The following is an 18,165-nucleotide window of genomic DNA, read 5'->3' as shown; positions in this document are numbered from 1 at the left end:
ATGAAACAACTGCTAATATTATTGATTTGTGGCGTGGTGATAACGGAAGCAATGCATGCGCAGGACTTCATCACCCGGGGTAAAATTGAATTTGAAATAAAAAAGAATTATAAAAGAATGCTGATGGACCGCCACCCAGAAATGGAATGGAGTGGCGCCATGCCTGAGTTTGATATCGTTTACCGCGACCTGGTATTTTCGGGGAACCAGTTGTTGTATTCACCTGCCCGTAAAGGCACGGCTAAATCGCCAATCAATGAAACTACCCTGTACACCAACCTCGATACCCGGCAGATCGTTTCAAAACAGGGTTTCATGACTGAGGCATTTCTTCTGGAAGACAGTGTGCACCCCATAAAATGGAAAATGGAAAATGAAGTGAGAAAGATCGCCGGTTTTGAATGCCGCAAAGCAGTTGGCCGTTATCACGACAGTGTATACGTGGTAGCTTTTTATTGTCCGGAAATAGTGCCGCAGGGCGGTCCTGAATTCTTTGCCGGTTTGCCCGGCATGATCCTCGGTTTGGCCATTCCCCGTTTGTATACCACCTGGTTTGCCACGCACGTTGAACTGGCCACCTTCGATGAAGCCAGAATAGCGCCGCCCACTATAAAGAACAGCCAGCCCTATAAAAAACAGGAGCTGGCAACCATGCTTTATAAAAAGTACAAAGATTCAGCGTGGGGCGGGGAGCTTACCCTTGAAAAAGTATTATCGGCTCTGGATGCCTATACGTTTAACTAAAAGCAACTATAAGCTGTAAGCCCTAAGCTTTAAGACATCGCGCAGACAATTGCGTCCATATGCTATATGCTGGAGGTTATAAGCTTTCGCGGCAGCAAAATGCTGCATAAATATGTATTCGCTTACAGCTTACAGCTTGAGGCTTATAGCTGTATCCTATTTTTCGTTTAGCGTTTTTTTAATACATTCGCATAGTGAACTACAGCGTAAAAATATTCTACTCATACCTCGCCTTCCTGAGAAGCGCCTGCGCCAACGTGCCATAGTATTTGCCGCGTCTTCTACACACATCTTATTGTTTACTTTCTCAATCAAAATAAATTATGAAACATATTGCCGTTGTCGGACTGGGCAAGGTGGGTTCACTGGTAGCCACCTTGCTGAACGATATTTTTACTGTTACCGGAATTGATCAAAAGGCCCCTGCCGACGTACCATTTAAAGTAGTCACAGGAAACATTACCGATGCTAAATTTTTAGAAGATATATTATCAAAACAGGATGCTGTAGTGTCTTGTTTACCCTATAACCTGAATTTGCCGGTGGCCGAGGCTGCTTTCAAAACCGGTATTCATTATTTCGATCTCACGGAAGATGTGCCCACTACCAGCGCTATCCGTAAAATGGCTGAAACCTCCAAAGGAGTCATGGCGCCGCAATGCGGACTGGCACCCGGTTTTATTGGTATTGTTGGAGCCGATCTTTGTCACCGGTTCACCAAATTGCGCGATGTGGAGTTACGGGTAGGTGCCCTGCCCCGTTATCCTAACGGGTTGATGGCGTACTCTTTCACCTGGTCGCCGGCCGGGGTGATCAACGAATACATCAACGATGCGGAGGTAATTCATAACGGTGCCCGAAAAATGGTACCCTCATTAGATGGCATAGAACATATCAATATAGAAGGACAGGAGTTTGAAGCCTTCAGCACGAGCGGTGGTTTGGGTACTTTGTGTGAAACCCTGGAAGGAAAGGTTGATACCCTGAATTACAAAACCATCCGCTACCCGGGCCACGCAAAGCTGATGCGCTTTTTATTATATGAGCTGATCCTCAAAGATAAGCGCGAGTTAACTGAACAAATACTAACAGAAGCGAAACCCCCGGTACGGGAAGATGTGGTGTATGTATATGCCGTAGTGGAAGGCTGGAAAGGGCAGGAACTGGCCCGCGAAGAATTCTATCAGGCATACCATCCCATTACCATCAATGGAAAAGAATGGCGCGCCATCTCGTGGACAACAGCCGCCTCCGTAGCCGCCGTGGTGGAAATGGTCGCCAATAAAGAACTGCCCCAAAAAGGATTTATAAAGCAGGAAGAGATACCTTTCGAAAAGTTCCTGAAGACTAAGAATGGGTCTTTGTACGGAAAAAAACAATAAGTAATCTGTGTATAGTAACTGGTAACCTGCAATCAGTAATTATTAAATGAATTTTCTATTATGTCCACAATTCTCGATAAAGTTCTGAACGGCCTCATGTCCCGCTACAAACAACGCGTACCCGATGTATCGGCGATCATCGATGCTATGATAAAGGAAAATATCATACAACAGCCGGATAATATTGAAAATGACCATATTGCGTTTCGCACTATGGGTGTGCCACAGCTTGGCGTACAGTCGTTGGAGAAGATCTTTTTGCAGTACGGTTACGTAAAAAGGGACTTCTATCATTTCCCCGAAAAGAAGCTCGACGCATACTGGTATGCACCGCCATCACCGCAATACCCCCGGATTTTTATTAGTGAATTGCGCGTGAAAGACCTGTCGCCCGAAGCGCAACAGATCATCACCAGTTATACCAATGAGGTAACAGCCGATCCTGTTTCTACCTTGAACCTCGATGATGCGGGTGCGGTAGACCAGTTCCTGCACAGTGGTTTGTGGCGGCTGCCCACCTGGGCCGATTTTCAAACCCTGGCAGCCCAAAGCGAATATGCAGCCTGGGTTATTTACAACCGCTATTACCTTAACCATTTTACCATCAGCGTACATAACCTGAAAGATGGCTATAATACCATTGTCCAATTCAACGAGTTTCTGGAGCGCAATGGGTTTAAACTGAACAATGCCGGCGGCAAAATTAAGACCAGTCCCGATGGCGGTTTATTACAAAGCTCTACTGTGGCCGAAATGATCGATGCGGAGTTTGCCGGGGGCGAAGTACACGCCATTTCAGGTTCTTATATAGAATTTGCTGAAAGACGCGTATTGCCGCAATTTGCACATTTGCCTAAAGACCAGATCCAACGGATCCATCGCCGGGAAGGTTTTGAGGCAGGCAATGCGGATAAAATTTTTGAAAGCACTTACACTTCGCAAACGAATAGATAACTGTTGCCGGTTACCGGTTACCAGGTCCCGGAATCCGGAAACTGGTAACCGGTAACTTACTGTTCATGCAACTTTTCCAACACCATTAGCATCTTCTTTGTATCTTTCTATTATTGCATTCATATGCTATAAATTAATTACAACATGAAGAAAACGATAGCGCCTGCCCGCATGAAATTTGTATTGACCGCATTCTGTTTGTTATCCTTCACCATTGTTTCCCTGGCAAAAGACAAAATACTGGTATTTTCAAAAACAGCCGGTTATCACCACAAATCCATCGATGCAGGTATCAAAGCCATTCAGGAATTGGGCTTGAAATATCATTTTGAGGTAGATACCACTACCGATTCCACAAAGTTTGTATACGCCAACCTGAAGCAGTATACTACTATTGTTTTCTTAAGCACCACGGGCGATGTATTGAATGAGGAGCAGCAAAATGCTTTTCAGCAATACATCAAGGCCGGCGGTGGTTTTCTGGGCGTACATGCGGCTACCGATACCGAATACGGCTGGCCCTGGTATGGTAAACTGGTAGGTGCTTACTTTATAAAACATCCCAAGATCCAGGAAGCGGTGCTGATCATAAACGACAGCAACAACATTGCCACCAAACATTTACCCCGTCCCTGGAAACGTACCGACGAGTGGTATAATTTCAAAGACATTCAGCCCGATCTGCATGTGCTGGTATCCATCGACGAAAGTTCTTACCAGGGTGGAAGCAACGGCGCCAGTCACCCGATGGCCTGGTACCACAACTTCGAAGGCGGCCGTGCCTTTTACACCGAATTGGGGCATACCGACGAATCCTTTGCCGATCCTTTGTACCTGCAACATTTATGGGGCGGTTTACAATATACTATGGGCAAAGTGAAAATGAAGAAGTAGGGTAGTAGCAAGATATTTAAAAAGGCGGTCTGTTATCAGTCCGCCTTTTTTCTTTACTTATAGTATGTAATGAAGGTCATTCAGTACGCAATGATTTCACCGGATTGGCCATGGCCGCCTTCATCGCCTGTAAACCCACGGTAAGCAATCCTATTCCAATGGCCGCAGCGCCAGCAGCAATAAACATCAGAATACTCAATGGCGAACGGTAGGCATAATTTTCCAGCCAGTTATACATCAGGAACGAAGCCAGCGGTGTAACGATCAACAATGCGAGCACGATCAGCCGAACGATCTCCTTACAAAGCATCACCATAATATTCTGCACCGTAGCTCCTAACACCTTCCGAATGCCGATTTCCCGGCCTCTTCTTTCCGTAGACAAAATGGTAAGACCGAGCAGGCCTAAACAAGAGATAAGGACAGTTATGTACATCGCCACATTGATCACCCTTTCGGCCCTGAGATCGTCTGCATACATTCCGGCGACAATCTCGTCCAGGAAGGAATACTCAAACGGCTTCCCGGGGAAGACAGCCTTCCAGTCCTTTTCAAAATGGCCAATGAGGGTCTTCAATTCACCGGCGGTCATCTGTTGAGCGGCGATCTTCACCCCAAGGACCGTCTCCTGCTCGATATCGTGACGGATGATGATCGGCCTGGCCGCACGATGAAAAGAGCGATCATAAAAATCGGTTACCACACCGGCTACGGGACAGGCTACATTATCCCCTACGAGTACCTCCCGGCCAATGGCCTTGCTTACATCGGCAAAACCCAATGCATGGGCACATTGCTCACTGATCAGCACTTCCCTGCTGCTGTCGCCTGGGAGCAGGTTTCGCCCCGCGATCAGCTTCAGTCCATAAAAAGGAACATATGCTTCGTTGCTATAATGCAAGGATACCTCCATCTCCTCATAACTGTTTTTCAGCGCGAAGCCGAAAAAGCTCCGACGCATAAAACCAACTGGCGGCGCTCCCTCTTTGATCACCTGCACTACGCCGGTATGCTGCCTGATCTTATCAGCCAGTATCGCCATCTTACCCGGTATCGGGGAAGGCTCCCGCTTCGTTCCTGACGGATTCATAGTTATTCCGCCACGACCCTGGTTGAGCGGAAAAGTGATCGTAATGATCGCATCCGTTTTGATGCCTACGTTTTTATGCAGGATATACCGCATCTGCGAACCCATAACGAAGGACATGATGATAAATAACAGGGAGATGATAAATTGAAAGACGATCAATCCTTTGCGCAGTTCCCCTTTTCCGCCATCTGGCACTGCCGCGATCCCTTTCAGGGTCACTGTAGGTAGATATCTTCCCAGCACTTTCGCAGGATAAAACCCCGCCAGACCGGTAGTCGCCGCAACAACCAATAACAAAAACAACAACGTACCCCCATCCATCCGGAAATGGACACCCGCTGGTATCAAATCGGCAAACAGGAGGAATACCGGCCTTATCATCAACACTGCAAGCACCGCAGCTCCTATTGTCACCAACAGGGTTTCGGTAAAAAATTGAACCGCAATGCCCGACTTACTGCCGCCCAGCACCTTTCGAACGCCGATCTCTCTCGCTCTCCGCATGGATTGCGCGGTAGATAAATTGACAAAATTGATGATGGCAAGAATAAGGATAAAAAGGGCCGCGGCCAGCAACACTTTCAAAACCCCCATATTGGCCTTTCTAACCACCCAACCTCCATAATGCTCATAAAAATGGATGACCCATAAGGGTTTCAAAATGGCACTGAACTCCGTTCTTTTGCCTAAGTGTTGTTTAATCAGGGCATCCAATTGCGTATCGATCTGCGAGGGCGTTACGCCGGCTGCCAGTTTGACCATCATCTGGCTGGAACCGTCTATTTTATTCCAGTCATCTAATTTTATCTTACGATTCAGCCAACTTAAGGGGATCGTAGCATATGAGATCCATTGGCTAAAATTAAGATCCGTGTTACCTGCAACATCAGCAACAACACCTGTTACCCGCACCATCAGCGAATCCTGGTAAAAGATGGTGCGGCCAATGACCTTGTCCGGCTCAAGATTGCCGAAGTATTTTCTGGCCTTTTCCGCAGTAAGCACTACGGAATTAGGCAGGCTCAGGGACGTTGCGGCATTTCCGCTTAACCACTGGTATTGAAAGATGTCGAAATATTGTGGTTCCGCGATAACGAGGCTGCCGTCGTCGTTGAATTGCTGCGGTGCTTCATTCCGGTTACCTGGTACCGTCACATCGGCCGAATAGTTATAAAAAGCAGCCACTGTTTGAAGGCCGGTTATCTCCCGGCGCATGGCGGCCGGCATGGGGAGAGGTACCATTCTATAATGAGCTTCTTTTGCCAGTGCCCCGTAGTCCACGCAAAAGATGCGGTCATGGTCCGGATGAAAGGTATCAAAACTATATTCGTACCGGTTAATCAGAAAAATAACCAAACAGGCACAAATGCCGAATGCCAGACCCAGTACATTGACGATACTATAAACTCTATTGCGAACGAGGGTACGCCACGCAACCATCCAATAATTTTTAAACATAGCAATCATTTAGGTTAAGGGAGCCGGAAAGATCGAACAAATAAAGTACCGGGTTGAAACCAGATTAATAATTAATAGTTTATATATGACATTACGCCGATGACTGTCCGATTCCGATACAGGAAGTGTCTGAATTGTGACAGTGGATGCGTAATCATAATAATTAACATTGAATACCAATTCCTTATAATTCTTGTCCATACTTTATCTACGCTCATTTTTAGGCAGTAGGACTGGTTCTGAATTGTTTTGCAGCAAAATCGTCTTATGCGCTCAAAACTGTTACAAGCAGCGCTGATCCTGCTGCTTACCCTTTCTTTTCATTCAATGGCCCATGCTCAATGCACCTGGTTTACCAAATTAGCCGCCAGTGGTACAAGCTGGCATTCCCTGGGTATAAAAAACGATGGTACCCTATGGGCATGGGGCTACAATCTGTATGGAGAATTAGGCAATGGTACCAATACGAATAGTTCTACTCCCATTCAAATAGGAACGGCAGCCGATTGGGCATCGGTTGCTGCCGGCTGGACCTATAGTTTGGGTATAAAAAGCGATGGTACCTTATGGGCCTGGGGGGATAATTCCTCCGGACAATTGGGTATTAATTCATTGACCTCAAAAAATACGCCCACTCAAATAGGGACCGATAACAACTGGGTTTCGGTAACTGCCGGAAACGTATTCAGTCTGGGTATAAAAAGCGACGGCACCCTGTGGGCGTGGGGAGAAAATCTTGACGGGGAACTGGGTACGGGCACAAGTCCAAACAAATTGCTCGTTAATCCAACCCAGGTGGGTACTGCCAATAACTGGGTGTCGGTATCTGCCGGCTGGTATTTTAGTGTAGCCTTAAAAAACGATGGTACCATCTGGGGCTGGGGAAGTAACAGCAATGGACAACTGGGAGATGGCACAACTACCAAAAGAGCTCTGCCTGCTCAAATAGGCACTGCCAGCAATTGGGCTTCTATAACCGCAGGGTCCAGTCATTGTGTAGCCTTACAAAGTGATGGTACCATCTGGAACTGGGGAGGTGTTGTTACGATGCTGCTAACGCCCACTCAGGTGGGCACCGCCACCGATTGGGAATCGGCGATTGCCAGCGGTGGTACTGACCTGGCTATAAAAAAGGACGGCACCCGGTGGGCCTGGGGTGATAACAGCTATGGACAATTGGCCGATGGAACCAGGGTTGCCAAAGCAACCCCCATTCAAATAGGTACCGCCAATTGGGCCCTGGTAGGGTCAGGATCTGGTCATTTTATCCAGGTAAAATCTGATGGCCGCGTGTTTGCCTGGGGATTTGATACCTACGGACAACTCGGCGATGGCGGTACGGCCAATGTATATACAGGACCAAAACAAACACTCCCTTCCAGCTTTAATTTAACTTCGAACAACAACAGCAGTACACAAACACAAACCGGCTTTACCATTTACAATGCTAATTGTGAACTTATAGCCAGTGTAGTACAAACAGGCGGCAATACTGCCATAACGGGTACTACCACCGCCAAAGTATGGCCAACTCTTGCATCACCTGCTGGTTATGTAAAACGCCATTTTGAAATAAACCCTGTTACCAATGCGACTACCGCAACAGGCAGGGTAACCTTATATTTTACCCAACAGGATTTTACCGATTACAACCTCGTAAATCCGCAAAAGCTGCCCCTCGATGCTACTGATGCAGCCAATAATAAAAGGAATTTACGCATAGAAAAACGAAGCGGCACCAGCAGCGATGGCTTACCGGGTTCTTATAGTGGTGCTGTAACAATCATTGATCCCGACGATGCCAATATAATCTGGAACAGTGCCAACAGCCGTTGGGAAGTGACGTTTAAAACAACAGGTTTCGGTGGCTTTTTTGTTAAATCATCATTGAATATCCTGGATAAAGTGGACCTTACTGCTGCTTATGCTACCGCGGCGCCCGCCTGGTCATTGCGGTTATTAAGCAGTACTTATACCGGTTATGCCATCACGGTACGCCGCAGTAGCGATGATGCCATACAGGATATTGGATTTACCACCAGGGGCGACCTGGATACCACCGCCTTAAAAACATTCGTGGGCGCCGGTGATGGATATGTAACGCAGTGGTACGATCAAAGCGGTAATGCATTGAATGCTGTACAAACTACTGCCACCAGTCAGCCCTATATTGTAAAAGCAGGTGTTGTAGAACGAATAAACAACCGGCCTGCCATTTATTTTGGTGCTGCTAATCTGGCAACTGCCAGGCAAACGATCTTTACCAATGGCGCATCCATGGTTGGGGTGGCCTTGGGTAATAGCACAGTATCCTCCGCATTTATTACAAAAACAGGCTACTCAACCGGCCAAAACTTAAACTATCCCGGCCCCTTTGATTTTACTAATAACAGCGGGCAGTTTACTGTAGGTAGTGCGATCACCACCGCATTTAACCTGTTACAACCCGGTGCCGCTACACCAAGAGGTGATGTGAATGCCCTGACGCCCGAATCGGTCTATAGTTTTGTTATCCCGACTACAGGCACTTATTTTACTTATGCAAATAGCGTTGAAACAGGTACGCAAACTGTAACCGCTTTTTCCGATGGCGGCAATGCGATCAGGATCGGCAACCGGAACGATTTGGCCAGTTCTGGCAATTTATGGACACCGGAGATAATCCTCCTTGATGCGGTGCTGTCTGCCACTGCCCGTAATAGTGTAGAAGCTTCCCAAACCGCCTATTATTTATCCAGCTCGCCATTGCCATTAAACTGGCTGTCGGTAAAAGGGTACTTAACAAATGATAATACGGCCCGTATCACCTGGCAGGTAGACGAACACCAGGTTCAAAATTACCAGGTAGAAAAGAGTAAGGATGGCGTAACGTTCAACCCTATTGGTTATGTGTTTTCTGCAGGGGACGGCACACATACATATACATTTATAGAATCGCAAAAGTTGTCGGGCACCGGTTTTTACCGCCTCAAGCAAATCGATATCAATGGCCGGTTTACCTGGTCGCCGGTTATAAAGCTCATGAGCGAGGTTGTCAATATGGTTACAGTGTTCCCTAACCCGGCAGAAGAGCTTGTTACAGTAACAACAGGCAGTAATTTATTGAACACGAAAGCAACGCTATATGATGTAAACGGAAAAAGAATGCAGTCAATTACTATTACGGCAACAGCTTTTACCATTAATCTGGCGAATTACCCTGCCGGTATGTACTATTTAAAAACTGTAGATGGAAATGTAGCAACAATCATAAAGAAATAAGGAGTAGTCATAAAAACAACGGCCGTCCCGGAATTAATTTTGGGGCGGCTTTTTTATTCTAACGGTTTTACACAAGTTTATCATCAGCAGATCAGTATCTCTTGTTAAGTTAAGGGAACATCCTCCTTTTGGAAATCAATAAAATATAGTAAATTTGTTAAAAGTAAATGTATTTATGAATGCTGCAACTAAAATAGACAAGCAAATTAATGATTACCTGGTTCAGCTTAATGATAGGCAAAAAAAAGCGGTTTTGACGGTTGTAAAGACATTTGCTGAAGAGCAGGAGAGTGAAATATGGGGAGATGCCGCATTTATTGCTGAATTAGACCGTAGAACTGCTGAATATGAAAGTGGAAAAGCAAAGGTGCTTACATTAGACGAATTGGAAGCCAAAGTAAGAAAGGGGCATAAATCCAAAGGAAACTCTAAACGATGAGTTTTAGATTAGATTTCCATGAAGAAGTTGCCGGCGATTATCAGGAAGCATATACCTTTTATGAGAATGCTAAAGGAGGCTTAGGTGATCGATTTCTAAAAATGGTTAGAGTCAAATTAGAACAAATAGCAAAGAACCCTGAAGCATTTAGCCAGAAAACCAAAAGTGGCTACAGAGAAGCTGCAATAGAAATATTTCCCTATATTATAGTTTATAAGCTATATAAGAAGAAAAAGATTGTTTTTGTTAATTCTGTTATCCATCAAAAGAAACATCCTCGCAAAAGAACCCGTAAATAGCTTATTGAGAATACTCAAACAATGAGCGTTCCATATTCGTGTTGAAAAACTATATAGTCCGAAATTACCCCCTTTTTATAGGCATTTCGTTTACGCCCAGCCCTCCGGGGTAACCGGATATCGTTTTTTACAAAATTCACTTCTATTCTTTCGCCGGATTTGTTTAGACTCAAAGTGCAAGCGTCTGTTGTTAATGTGATATTTTCAATTACACTTCCTGAAATATACGTTGTCAGGTCGTCCCAGGTTTCGTTACCGCCGAAGTTAGACATCCAGGGTCTGGTTTTTTTATATAAATCCGTACTACACTCAACAACCCGGTCATTGATGATAACATAATTCCCCGCTCCCCAAACCGCATAGGTTAAAAATTCAGCATTACTAAGTAGCAGACCGAAAAATCCGGGTCCCCCCATTCCATACGTTCCTAAATAGGTTACAACATCTTTGACTTTAAGTCCAATTACCTGGTGAACTGGCGTGTCTCTTAACAAAATTGGCTTGTTAAAAATCAGCGTTTCATCTTCGTCCATCTCACCATAAACCAGGTCGGCTTCTTCGTCCCCTTCTGGCAAACCAACTTCGGTATAGGTCAGCCACCCCAGATTCTTCCAATTCCCCAGGTCATTCCTTTTTATAACCATTGAATATTGATCAATGATACCCATTTTCAAATCGAGGTATTCGTGTTTTTTCATTTGATTATCGATCAATGTTAGCTGTAAACGAAAAAAGGCCGTCTCATAAGACGGCCTTTGCTGGGATATTAAGTTAATATACCTATGGGGTAAATGAAAATATTCTCAAATGTCCGCTCGCAATGGCCGCTACAAAAAATCGTCCCCCATCATAAGCTGTTCTAAATTGGGGGACTCCCTCCTCCATTTCGAATTGCTTATCGCTGGGCTTACATCCTTTTATCGAAAAAGATTTATAAACCTGATTAGGGAAATCATTTTTCGAAACTAAATATATTACATTTCTGGCGACATAAGGAATGACAACAAAATACTTATCGGAAACATAAGATACAAATGGTTCCTTAACTGTTTTCATGTCTGCAACCGGTGCGTATCTATTTAAACTTATGCCATTTTTTTCTGTAGCCTCAAGCGCGCTAATGCTATCTTCAGCTATTGCATTGTAATGTAATCCATCTGTTGAAGGTATCCATCCATTACTGGAAGTCAAAGGAAACTGAAAGACAGACAGACTTTGCCCACTTTTAGAAATCAACTCTACAGAATCCTGTGTTGCCGCCAATAATTTATCATTGACAGGATTTAACGATAGAAAAAAACCATAGGTATGATATATGGGTTTAACAATACCTGTGTTGGAAATAAAATACAGGTCATTGAAAACAGTGGCAAAAAAACCATCATGAGAATAAATATATTGTTCAAAAATCAAAGCCTTCAGCTTTGAGCATTTAAATTATGTGTAAAATCCTGAATTTCCAACAAATCGCTTAACAGCAGGTTCGACATTTGTCCAGCCGGCCCCGACCAGAACAAAAAACCTTGAAATTGTTATTTCTGGTCAACTTTCCCACGCAATATGCACCAACTCGCCCAATTCATTTAATCGAACTACCAGCAGTTGCGAATGCAATTCAGTCAGTTTAATATAGTAATCAAATTGCGCAAAAGGGTCTTCGCTGTCGGGGAACAGACAGATCTCCATCAACTCTACTTTTTCCAGCAATTGCAACTCAATTGGTCTGCCATCATTGGGGTCAATAACTTCGCCCAACAGCTTCTTTGATATTTGTTTTGAAAAATATTGTATGTACTCAGCCGCATCTCCTGCATTCTCAAAATCACTTTTTATCAATGTGCTGTTTTGAGCTGCATACACAATCAGGTTATTCAGAAAGAAAATGATCTTTTCAGTAGTGCGCTCATCAACCGTATCGCCTTCAAAGCTGAGGTAAATACTCACGTCCTGGCCATCTAATTCGACTTCCGACTGGTAATAATCTTCCAGTTCAGCGGTGTTAATTTGACCAAAATAGGGCAATTGATAATTCATTGTTATTACTTAATGTGGATACAAATTACAATTATAGATTAACTTCCATATATTATCGCTACCAGCGTCCCTACAGAAACGATCAGCCACAATAATAATCCCTGTAACACAGGTTTCCAGCCTACCGACATAACCGTTTTGCCCGACAACCCGCATCCAATAAGAAAAAGCGTAACAGTAAGCGCGCCTTTTGATATATGTACAATGGTATTACTGAACGGCTGTATGCCCGGCACATAGGTATTTAAACAGATGGCCACCACAAACAACCCGATAAAATAAGGGATCTTGATCTTAGCGCCTTTGTTTCTAAAGATCAGCGTACTGAGAAACGCTACAGGAATGATCCATAAGGCCCGTACCAGTTTTACCGTAGTGGCTATTTCCAGGGCTTCGTTGCCATATTTACTGGCGGCGCCTACCACAGAACTGGTATCGTGGATGGCCAAAGCGCTCCAAAGTCCAAACCGGGTTTGATCGAGCTGTAAATAATGCCCTACCATGGGAAACAAAACCAGGGCACTGGCGTTTAAAATAAAGATGGTGCCCAGCGACACACTTATTTGTTTTTCTTCTGCTTTTATCACCGGTGAAATGGCTGCAATAGCACTGCCGCCGCAAATGGCCGTCCCGGCTGCAATAAGATAAGCTGTTTTTTTATTGATCCTGAAAAGCCGGCCGATAAGAGTGCCAAGGATCAGCGTGCCAATAATAGAGCCCACAGTAAGCCACAGCCCATCTTTTCCGGCATGAAGGGCTGTTGTTACGTTCATGTTGAAACCCAACCCAACAACGGAGGCCTGTAGTAAAATATGAGTAGCTTTATGGTTCAAATGCAGGTAGGGGTGGCCGATAAACTGGGCAATCACCAAACCCAGCAATAAAGCCACCGGCGGAGAAATAAGCGGGGATACACAAAATACCAGGGCCAGTAAAAAGATCAGTTCGCGGGTGCTGATCGTTCTGTCTAAAAAAGTTCTTTTTCGCTGCGGGGTCACATTATCTGTTTCCATTGTTCTGCTAGTTATTTGCAGAACAAAGGTCAATAACTATCTGCTGGCCGGGAAATGACTAGATGTAATGTCTTATAACTTTAAGTTATTAGAAGTAATGAATTTCATAAACAGCTCTGGCAGCGGCTGGTTGTCGCCCTGTTGTTTTACGAAGTAAAAATACCGTTCTATAGCCAGTTCTTTGATATCGATAATGGCCAGCTCATTGCTTTTTAATTCTTTCAGAATGGAGTGCACGGATAGGAAAGCAAAACTGTCTGAATTACCCAGGTACGATTTGATGCTTTCCGTACTTTCCAGCACCATCTCAATATTTAACTGGGCGATCTTTATACCTGCTTTTTTTAAAGCGGCAGCAATCACTTCCTGCGAACCGGAACCCTGCTCACGCATCAGCAAGGGCAGTTCCTTTAAGGCAGACAGAGAAATGGTTTGCTTTTTAATGGCCGGGTTGCCCGTGCGGGTACACAGTACCATTTCATCTTTCAGAAAGCTGGTGTATTTAAGCTGCGGACGTTTCGATTGTCCTTCAATAATACCAAAGTCGATCTTATTGGCAGTAAGGGCATTTTCAATATGTTCTGTATTGCTGGCCGTTAAGGCAATGTTGATGTCGGGAAATTTTTGTTTGAACAGGGCCAGGTATTTAGGCAATACATATTGCGCCACGGTAGTACTAGCGCCCAGGCGAATGGTACCCTGCACATGTTCATTCATGGCAGCCAGGTCAAACTCTATATTCCTGTATATGGTAAATAGCTGTTCAGCATGTTCAAGCAGAACGGCACCAGCCGGTGTTAACTTTATCCTGGTACCGTTCCGCTCAAACAACTGGGTTTTATAATAAGACTCAATTTCATGAATGTGTTTGGTTACCGCCGGCTGGGTAATAAACAATTCTTCCGCCGCTTTGGTGAAATTCAATCTGCGTGCAACGGTGTAAAATACTTTTAGTCTGAAGTCAAACATTTGTCAATGATACAGAAAATATGCCTATCTCACTGCTCAAATGCTTATTCAGCCCCAATTATCCGCGCTGCACCTACATATTTTACGGGTTCAATATAGGTGCCAATTTGGGTACCTACGGATATGCCCAGCGTAACCAGCCTGGTATAGCCATCACGCTTTTCTCCAGGCACATCTATGATGAGTTGTGTAGCTGCTGCACGGTTGTTTACCGGTAACCAGTCCGTGTCGGTAAAAGCTGTATAAGGTTCGCCTACAGGCTCGTACTTTTTCTTTAGCGTTTCATTATACATAACGTCAGGCACCATACTTGTTATAGCAATAAACTGGTAAAAAGGATAATTGTCTGGTGGCAAAAAGTTAATACCTGGGATCAGCTCTGGTATTTCAACAATCACTTGTTGATTCTGTATATTATATTTAACCGGTGTTCTTACAATAGATTCAAGCATCGAACGGCGGTTCAGTTGAAACCCTTCCAGGAGCTTTGGATACCTGGTAATTCGAACCTCTCTTTCCCCCTTTTCACTAACGGTATCCAGTTCCTGAATAGGTTTTAATAAAGCATTGAGTGGTCCTATAATATTATGATCTGCCAGATAACGCATCGGAAACATGGATGATTTAATCTGTTTTGCAGTCATGGACCTTCCGCCAAATTCCTTGTTATTGAGCCGCGTTTGTTCAAATTGATCTGAATTCTTTACCTGGTTCTTAGAAGGACCGCCTTTTCTGCGAACGATGATCTTGTCAGACCCACGCATTTTGTAATAGCTCAGGTTGTCCAGGGTGCCGGTGATCTGAAGAGTACTGATAAGTGTAGCCATACATAAGGTTTTAATAGTTAATTAATAGGAAGAAGCTGTGGGAACTTCCTTCATAATATAACAGCAACTTATAGGCCACTTTATTTTGTTCCAGAGATATTCCGCCTGTAAAAAGAGGTGAGATATCTATAACTCATCTTCAGAACATCTATGGAATATCTATGGGATATCTATTACAGTGGCCTGAATGTGAGATGCTTTTAACAGGGCTTTTAATAGGCAAAAAAAAGACCCTGACATACCGTTTAAGCGGTAGTCAGGGCCACACTTTATACTTGACCTCTGGAGTGTTAGAACTTATAGCTCAGTGTAGCAACGAATTGCGTAGGCGGAATAGGATTCACGCTGTAATTTTCGTGTACACTAACGTTATAGGTGTTGGTAAGGTTAGAAACCTTGGCCAGTAATGAAATTTTCTTTCTAAACGTATAACCGGCTGTTATATCGATTGTGGTATACCCACTTACCGCAATCAGGCGGTCGCGATAGGTAACGGGGCTGGTTTTTGTTACATCGGTGTTCCAGCCGCCAAAACGTTTGCCCAGGTATACGATAGTGGTGCCTATTTTGAAACCTTCGAGGCGGCCATTGCCAAACGTATAGAAAATGCTTCCGTTGGCTGTGTGCGCCGGGTTGTTTACCAGGCGTTCGCCGGTTTTAAAGCTGCCCACGGTGGTATCGGTTTTGGTATACCGCATGTAGTTGTAGCTATAACCGGCGGTGATGTTCAGTCCGGGAATGGGAGAGGCGGCCACGTCTACTTCCACACCATCGCTGGTGGTTTCGCCACTCAGCAGTTTGATGTTGGGGTTCACATTTATAGACCCGTCTCTTAAGTTAGAAGCCATCTGCGCCAGGTTATTGTTTATAATACGGTACAGCGTAACGTTAGTTGATAACAATCCATTCAGGAACTGGTTTTTAACCCCCACTTCGTATTGATCTATAATGGAAGGTTTTATGGCCTTGCCATCCAGGTCCTGGCCGGTATTGGTAGTGAACGAATTGGAATAACTTACAAAAAAGGATGTGGTCTGGAAGGGTTTATACACCAGGCCGAAGCGCGGTGAGAATGCATTGTCGTACCGGGTAGCGCCGGTTGTTTTTTTACCGTCGGTAAGACTGGTAGAATCAATACCGCGGGTTTCTACATACGCCCATCTTACGCCAGCCAGTACATTGAATTTGTCAGACAACTTTATCAGGTCCTGCACATACCCGCCGAAGCGGTTTACCGGTGCCAGTCTTTCCCTAATGCCGTTTGCTTCAGGTATATCAGTACGTTGTTTGTATTGTGAGGCATCCAGGATGTTAATGGTGTCGTACGTTTTACCATTAATGTCATAGTCCTTATTGTAAGTTTCCGTGCGGTCTGCATCTATACCTGTAAGCAAATTGTGCTCCAGTTTCGCTGTATTGAACTTGCCGATCAGGTTTATTTGACCTGCATAAAACTTTTCGTTTGAATTGATCCTGCCCAGCGGTCTGGCCCATTTGCCGGTAGCATCGGCCTGTACACGTTCTACGGAATAATAATCTCTTTTGTAATACTGGTCAGAGAAGGAAGCGTTGAGTTTCCAGTTAGTAGACAGCTGGTGCCTTACCGTAAGGGTAGTAGTGGTTTGCTGGGTTTTATTGTATTGCCAGGGCGTACCAAAAAAGGTAGAACGGCCCACATTGGGTATTTGTTTGCCATCGAGTGAACCGATGCCAAAATCAGGGGTGAAGTTATCGTTCAGATAATCGCCTTCAGCAATCAGCTCGGTACGTTTGCCCAGTTTGAACAACAGCGAAGGATTTACGTAGTACCGCTCGGAGCTTACCTGGTCGCGGAAGCTGTTGGCCTTCATATAAGTGCCATTAATGCGATAGGCAATTGATTTCGAAATGGGGCCGTATACATCGAAAGCGGGTTTAATTAAACCATAACTACCAGCTCCCAGCGATACTTCACCGCCGAAGTTGAATTTGGGTTGTTTGGTGACCATATTCACTACGCCGCCTGGTGCTACCTGTCCGTACAGGATGGCGCCGCTTCCTTTCAACACTTCTACTTTTTCGAGCGAGCTCATTTCGGGGATCACGCCGGAGTTGATGCGGAAACCGTTTTTAAACAGGTTGGTGCTGCCCAGGGCATATCCACGGGCACCAAAGCTTTCCTGCACATTACCGCGTGTTGTAGTGAGGTAAACACCGTTTACGTTCCTGATCACATCGCTCAATTTTAATGCCTGTTGTTCGCGGATCTGGCCCTGGCCGATTACGCTCAGCGCCTGGGGCACATCCATCGGGTTCAAACTGATCTTGCCCACATTGACCGGCTGATCGTTTAAAGTCTTGTGCTGGGTAACCACAATTTCTTCCAGTTGTTTGCGGTCTTCGGCCAGCTTAAAATCCAACACCGTGGTTTCGTTGGCTTTTACTACAATCGTTTCTTCTTTCGATTGCAAACCGGCCATGGTCACCTTCAGGACGTACTGACCGGGTTTTATGTTTTTTAAAGAGTAGGTACCATATTCGTCGGTAAAAGTGGCCCGGCCCGCATCTTTCAGGGTAACGGTAACATAGGCGGCGGGTTGGTTATCAGTGGTTTGAATGGTCCCTTTTACGATGCCCGTTTCTTTTTCCACGGGCGTTTCGGTGGTGTTGGCTGCGGGGGCGGCCAGGTTGGCCGTTTGGGCAGTCAGTTGGTTATTAATTAATAGTATGACAAGAGCCAGGGTGGTTAGTCGGTTCACTGTAAGGAATTTTTTGCAAAACAAAGAAAGATCGGCCACTGGCTTGTGCCGGATCAGGAAAAC

General features: G+C 44.9%; 15 protein-coding genes. 7 read left to right on the top strand and 8 right to left on the bottom strand.

The window, feature by feature from the left end:
- The 4 genes from BMX95_RS17745 to BMX95_RS17730 all read left to right on the top strand — a co-directional run bounded on the left by BMX95_RS17745 (nucleotide 1) and on the right by BMX95_RS17730 (nucleotide 3,974).
- The gene (locus BMX95_RS17745; RefSeq protein ID WP_081202698.1) at nucleotides 1–744 is read left to right on the top strand and encodes a GLPGLI family protein; all 744 of its coding nucleotides are present in this window, start codon (nucleotides 1–3) and stop codon (nucleotides 742–744) included.
- Nucleotides 745–1,067: 323 nt separating this feature from the next.
- Entirely contained in the window at nucleotides 1,068–2,126 is a 1,059-nt protein-coding gene (locus BMX95_RS17740) for a saccharopine dehydrogenase family protein (protein WP_081202699.1), read from the top strand.
- Nucleotides 2,127–2,186: 60 nt separating this feature from the next.
- Nucleotides 2,187–3,080: a DUF1338 domain-containing protein gene (locus BMX95_RS17735; RefSeq protein ID WP_081202700.1), complete on the top strand. Its 894-nt coding sequence runs from the start codon at nucleotides 2,187–2,189 to the stop codon at nucleotides 3,078–3,080.
- A gap of 144 nt (nucleotides 3,081–3,224) precedes the next feature.
- Nucleotides 3,225–3,974: a ThuA domain-containing protein gene (locus BMX95_RS17730; RefSeq protein WP_081202701.1), complete on the top strand. Its 750-nt coding sequence runs from the start codon at nucleotides 3,225–3,227 to the stop codon at nucleotides 3,972–3,974.
- A 76-nt stretch (nucleotides 3,975–4,050) separates the two neighbouring features.
- Here BMX95_RS17730 and BMX95_RS17725 read toward each other — a convergent pair whose 3' ends face one another.
- The gene (locus BMX95_RS17725; RefSeq protein ID WP_165759027.1) at nucleotides 4,051–6,522 is read right to left on the bottom strand and encodes an ABC transporter permease; all 2,472 of its coding nucleotides are present in this window, start codon (nucleotides 6,520–6,522) and stop codon (nucleotides 4,051–4,053) included.
- 267 nt (nucleotides 6,523–6,789) lie between these two features.
- Between BMX95_RS17725 and BMX95_RS17720 the strand changes: the two genes are divergently transcribed.
- The 3 genes from BMX95_RS17720 to BMX95_RS17710 all read left to right on the top strand — a co-directional run bounded on the left by BMX95_RS17720 (nucleotide 6,790) and on the right by BMX95_RS17710 (nucleotide 10,521).
- The gene (locus tag BMX95_RS17720; RefSeq protein ID WP_081202703.1) at nucleotides 6,790–9,783 is read left to right on the top strand and encodes an RCC1 domain-containing protein; all 2,994 of its coding nucleotides are present in this window, start codon (nucleotides 6,790–6,792) and stop codon (nucleotides 9,781–9,783) included.
- A 154-nt stretch (nucleotides 9,784–9,937) separates the two neighbouring features.
- Nucleotides 9,938–10,222 carry a hypothetical protein gene (locus tag BMX95_RS17715; protein ID WP_133053990.1) on the top strand — a complete coding sequence of 95 codons (285 nt, stop codon included), beginning with the start codon at nucleotides 9,938–9,940 and terminating at the stop codon, nucleotides 10,220–10,222.
- On the top strand, nucleotides 10,219–10,521 hold the full coding sequence (locus tag BMX95_RS17710; protein ID WP_081202705.1) for a type II toxin-antitoxin system RelE/ParE family toxin: 303 nt from the start codon (nucleotides 10,219–10,221) through the stop codon (nucleotides 10,519–10,521). Before BMX95_RS17715 ends, BMX95_RS17710 begins: the two co-directional genes overlap by 4 nt.
- A 14-nt stretch (nucleotides 10,522–10,535) precedes the next feature.
- Here the strand turns inward: BMX95_RS17710 and BMX95_RS17705 are convergent, their stop codons facing one another.
- From BMX95_RS17705 to BMX95_RS17675, 7 genes are all read right to left on the bottom strand, one after another.
- Nucleotides 10,536–11,219 carry a hypothetical protein gene (locus tag BMX95_RS17705; RefSeq protein ID WP_081202706.1) on the bottom strand — a complete coding sequence of 228 codons (684 nt, stop codon included), beginning with the start codon at nucleotides 11,217–11,219 and terminating at the stop codon, nucleotides 10,536–10,538.
- Nucleotides 11,220–11,301: 82 nt separating this feature from the next.
- A complete protein-coding gene (locus tag BMX95_RS17700; protein WP_081202707.1) occupies nucleotides 11,302–11,934 on the bottom strand; it encodes a hypothetical protein in 633 nt (210 codons plus the stop codon).
- 129 nt (nucleotides 11,935–12,063) lie between these two features.
- Nucleotides 12,064–12,555, bottom strand: coding sequence for a DUF2004 domain-containing protein (locus tag BMX95_RS17695; protein ID WP_081202708.1), 492 nt, complete (start codon nucleotides 12,553–12,555; stop codon nucleotides 12,064–12,066).
- Between the two features lie 38 nt (nucleotides 12,556–12,593).
- Nucleotides 12,594–13,568 (bottom strand): YeiH family protein, encoded by a 975-nt coding sequence (locus BMX95_RS17690; RefSeq protein ID WP_081202709.1) that lies wholly within the window; start codon nucleotides 13,566–13,568, stop codon nucleotides 12,594–12,596.
- Between the two features lie 72 nt (nucleotides 13,569–13,640).
- Nucleotides 13,641–14,537 (bottom strand): LysR family transcriptional regulator, encoded by an 897-nt coding sequence (locus tag BMX95_RS17685; RefSeq protein WP_081202710.1) that lies wholly within the window; start codon nucleotides 14,535–14,537, stop codon nucleotides 13,641–13,643.
- A gap of 44 nt (nucleotides 14,538–14,581) precedes the next feature.
- On the bottom strand, nucleotides 14,582–15,364 hold the full coding sequence (locus BMX95_RS17680; protein WP_081202711.1) for a hypothetical protein: 783 nt from the start codon (nucleotides 15,362–15,364) through the stop codon (nucleotides 14,582–14,584).
- A gap of 290 nt (nucleotides 15,365–15,654) precedes the next feature.
- Nucleotides 15,655–18,102, bottom strand: a complete 2,448-nt coding sequence (locus tag BMX95_RS17675) for a TonB-dependent receptor (RefSeq protein ID WP_242673196.1) — start codon at nucleotides 18,100–18,102, stop codon at nucleotides 15,655–15,657.
- Between the last annotated feature and the right edge of the window lie 63 nt (nucleotides 18,103–18,165).

The organism is Niastella yeongjuensis (assembly GCF_900110245.1).
In the GTDB taxonomy this organism is placed as follows: Bacteria; Bacteroidota; Bacteroidia; order Chitinophagales; family Chitinophagaceae; genus Niastella; species Niastella yeongjuensis.
This window is presented reverse-complemented; position numbering and strand designations above follow the sequence as displayed.

Coding starts and splice junctions, on each gene's coding strand:
- BMX95_RS17705 (WP_081202706.1), bottom strand. CDS start 11,219: ATGAAAAAACACGAATACCTCGATTTGAAAATGGGTATCATTGATCAA.
- BMX95_RS17685 (WP_081202710.1), bottom strand. CDS start 14,537: ATGTTTGACTTCAGACTAAAAGTATTTTACACCGTTGCACGCAGATTG.
- BMX95_RS17690 (WP_081202709.1), bottom strand. CDS start 13,568: ATGGAAACAGATAATGTGACCCCGCAGCGAAAAAGAACTTTTTTAGAC.
- BMX95_RS17710 (WP_081202705.1), top strand. CDS start 10,219: ATGAGTTTTAGATTAGATTTCCATGAAGAAGTTGCCGGCGATTATCAG.
- BMX95_RS17680 (WP_081202711.1), bottom strand. CDS start 15,364: ATGGCTACACTTATCAGTACTCTTCAGATCACCGGCACCCTGGACAAC.
- BMX95_RS17695 (WP_081202708.1), bottom strand. CDS start 12,555: ATGAATTATCAATTGCCCTATTTTGGTCAAATTAACACCGCTGAACTG.
- BMX95_RS17725 (WP_165759027.1), bottom strand. CDS start 6,522: ATGTTTAAAAATTATTGGATGGTTGCGTGGCGTACCCTCGTTCGCAAT.
- BMX95_RS17720 (WP_081202703.1), top strand. CDS start 6,790: ATGCGCTCAAAACTGTTACAAGCAGCGCTGATCCTGCTGCTTACCCTT.
- BMX95_RS17745 (WP_081202698.1), top strand. CDS start 1: ATGAAACAACTGCTAATATTATTGATTTGTGGCGTGGTGATAACGGAA.
- BMX95_RS17730 (WP_081202701.1), top strand. CDS start 3,225: ATGAAGAAAACGATAGCGCCTGCCCGCATGAAATTTGTATTGACCGCA.
- BMX95_RS17740 (WP_081202699.1), top strand. CDS start 1,068: ATGAAACATATTGCCGTTGTCGGACTGGGCAAGGTGGGTTCACTGGTA.
- BMX95_RS17735 (WP_081202700.1), top strand. CDS start 2,187: ATGTCCACAATTCTCGATAAAGTTCTGAACGGCCTCATGTCCCGCTAC.